The sequence below is a fragment of the Flavobacterium sp. genome, from assembly GCF_035760125.1.
Lineage (GTDB): Bacteria > Bacteroidota > Bacteroidia > Flavobacteriales > Flavobacteriaceae > Flavobacterium.
The window spans coordinates 1-2,746 of the sequence record NZ_DASTTN010000341.1; the positions used below are offsets into that span (position 1 = coordinate 1).

General features: G+C 35.1%; 3 protein-coding genes. 1 reads left to right on the forward strand and 2 read right to left on the reverse strand.

The features are described 5' to 3' along the window. Positions 1 to 65: 65 nt before the first annotated feature. Positions 66 to 509, reverse strand: coding sequence for a DUF1569 domain-containing protein (locus VFS71_RS12140; protein ID WP_326401551.1), 444 nt, complete (start codon positions 507 to 509; stop codon positions 66 to 68). Between the two features lie 402 nt (positions 510 to 911). Here VFS71_RS12140 and VFS71_RS12145 point away from each other — a divergent pair, with 402 nt between their 5' ends. Then, positions 912 to 1,418: an OsmC family protein gene (locus VFS71_RS12145; RefSeq protein ID WP_326401552.1), complete on the forward strand. Its 507-nt coding sequence runs from the start codon at positions 912 to 914 to the stop codon at positions 1,416 to 1,418. Positions 1,419 to 1,858: 440 nt separating this feature from the next. Here VFS71_RS12145 and sucC read toward each other — a convergent pair. Beyond that, the coding region (sucC, locus tag VFS71_RS12150) for an ADP-forming succinate--CoA ligase subunit beta (RefSeq protein ID WP_326401553.1) at positions 1,859 to 2,746 on the reverse strand (888 nt) is incomplete at its 5' end.

The window sequence follows — 2,746 nt, forward strand, 5'->3', positions numbered from 1 at the left end:
TACGACAAAAAGAAATGTTTATGTCTGATGATGCTCATAAACGAATGATTTTTAATGGTTTTGGACTAAACTCCAAACTGCCTCAAATGATGGTCCGTATGTCTCCACATCAATTTATCCCAATCCTCATAAGTCATTTTGCCCCAAAAAGGGTGGTACATAACCTTAATAACCTGAGTGCCTTGTGCAAATTGGCTAAAATTTTCAGCAAATTCTTTTCGGCTGGATTCAAAATCATACGACCCCTCACATTTCAATTCTTTGGCCGTAGGGCTGTTTTTGCCAAAGTCATTGTTGAATGCTTTGTTTTTTATAAGCCTGCCCAAAATACCCAGTAGGAAATTCACCTTAAGCTCTTTTTTACCAAATCCCACCTCAATTGCAGCGCTGCAATGCTTACACATTTGATCTACCGTCATCTTGCCCCAAAGCGCTTTACTCTCAGGTGTAAGGGCATTAATCCGGGCAATTATGGCTTCATTATCAGCTTTGTCATATATCGAACCCATATTTTATTGATTTAAAATGATAAACAAATATAATCCTTTGCAACCAAATATACTATCTCTTTATAGAACAGGGATGTCAAAAAAGAAATGAAGACAGTAATTATTATTAGGAGCAACTTACTGCTCTCCGCTTCAAGCTTACTCGTAGCCTTGTTTTTTTCAAGGGCAAAAAAGGAGCTTCCTCTGGTCGCTCTTTTTCACCCAGAAAAAAATACAAATCTCCTTCGCAAGGCTTTACACTGTGATCAGCGCTAGGCTGCTGTGGAATTAAATATTTCAGAAAAACAGTTTCATTTCATAGCAAAAAAGACTCAAAACACAATTCTTGTCTTAGAAATAGTGTAAGGAAAATTTTAATATCTTTATTGTATATGATAAGTAACCATTAAAAATCTTTGACAGATGGATGCAGAAGAACTAAAAAACATACAAGCACCGATTAAAGAAAAATATCGGGAACAACCTGATGCCGCAATAATAACACTTAAAGCACAGGGTAAAATTGGTAACGGAATTTCCTGTAAGGTTGAGACTGGAAGGTTTTTAACAGAGGCAGGTCTTCATCCGGCAACGGGTGGGAACGGAATGCTTGCCTGTTCAGGAGACATGCTTCTTGAGGCATTGGTTGCCTGTGCTGGTGTAACTCTTAGTGCAGTATCTACAGCTCTTGGTATTAAAATTAAAGATGCAACTATTAAGGCTCAAGGTGATTTGGATTTCCGGGGCACTTTGGGTGTTTCCAAAGAAGTTCCTGTAGGATTTCAGGCAATTCGTCTTTCATTTTTATTGGAAAGCAATGCAACTGCAGAAGAAATACAAACACTTGCAAAACTGACAGAAAGATATTGCGTCGTATATCAAACACTGGTAAAAGGAGTTCAGATAGAAACGGCGTTTAACAAAATATGATTAATATTCAAAACTATGAATTCGAATATGTATCTACAGCCAATCAGAAACATAAAATTCATATAAAGCAATCACAAAATTCAAACTTGTTTAAGTTTTTTAATACCTCGTTTTATTTATAACTTGGCTCGATTATTTCTGCTTTTCTTTTTTTTAAATGATATCAAAAAGACAAAATGCCAACTCTTAGCCCCGATTGTAGTGGAAATCCTTTTGCTTTTTTTTAAAGCAAAAGATTGTAGCGGAAAGCGGGACGATATTAACTAAAAAGCAAAATGTTTCTGCTCCAAAAAATAACAATCAAACTTAGAATTGTATTTTATTTATAAAAAAAAGCATAAAAAAATCCTGAGTTAAAATGCAGTGTTCTGCATCTCTACTCAGGATTTTAAATTTAATATAGCAATAACACACCACAGTATGTCACAACAAATATAATATTAAGAAAGCGCAGCCTGTACTTGATCAGCAGCTTCTTGAAATTGAACTGCAGATAAAATTGGCATTCCTGAATTATCAATTAATTCTTTTGCAATTTCAGCATTAGTACCTTGTAAACGTACAATAATTGGCACATTTATAGCATCACCCATATTTTTGTATGCATCAACAACTCCTTGAGCAACACGGTCACAACGAACGATCCCACCAAAAATATTAATTAAAATTGCCTTTACGTTTGGATCTTTCAAGATAATACGGAAAGCAGTTTCAACACGTTTTGCATCAGCAGTTCCACCTACGTCTAGGAAGTTTGCAGGTTCAAAACCAGCATACTTAATTAAATCCATAGTTGCCATTGCAAGACCTGCACCATTTACCATACATCCTACAGTACCGTCAAGATCTACATAGTTTAATCCTACTTCTTTTGCTTCAACCTCGATTGGATTTTCCTCACGAATGTCACGCATATCAGCATATTTCTTTTGTCTGTATAAAGCATTATCATCGATATTTACTTTAGCATCTACAGCTAAAATTTTATCATCCGAAGTTTTTAAAACTGGGTTAATTTCAAACATAGAAGCATCAGAACCAATGTAAGCATTGTATAATGAATCGATGAATTTAACCATTTCTTTAAAAGCATTTCCAGAAAGACCTAAGTTAAAAGCAATTCTTCTTGCTTGAAAACCTTGCAATCCTACAGATGGATCAATTTCTTCAGTGAAAATTAAGTGTGGAGTATGTTCTGCCACTTCTTCAATATCCATTCCACCTTCAGTAGAATACATAATCATATTACGTCCTGTACCTCTATTCAAAAGAACAGAAACATAAAACTCAGAAGTTTCACTTTCACCTGGATAATAAACATCCTCAGC

Bases quoted from the DNA above. Each gene is read 5' to 3' on its own strand.
- VFS71_RS12140 (WP_326401551.1), bottom strand. From the start codon at position 509: ATGGGTTCGATATATGACAAAGCTGATAATGAAGCCATAATTGCCCGG.
- VFS71_RS12145 (WP_326401552.1), top strand. From the start codon at position 912: ATGGATGCAGAAGAACTAAAAAACATACAAGCACCGATTAAAGAAAAA.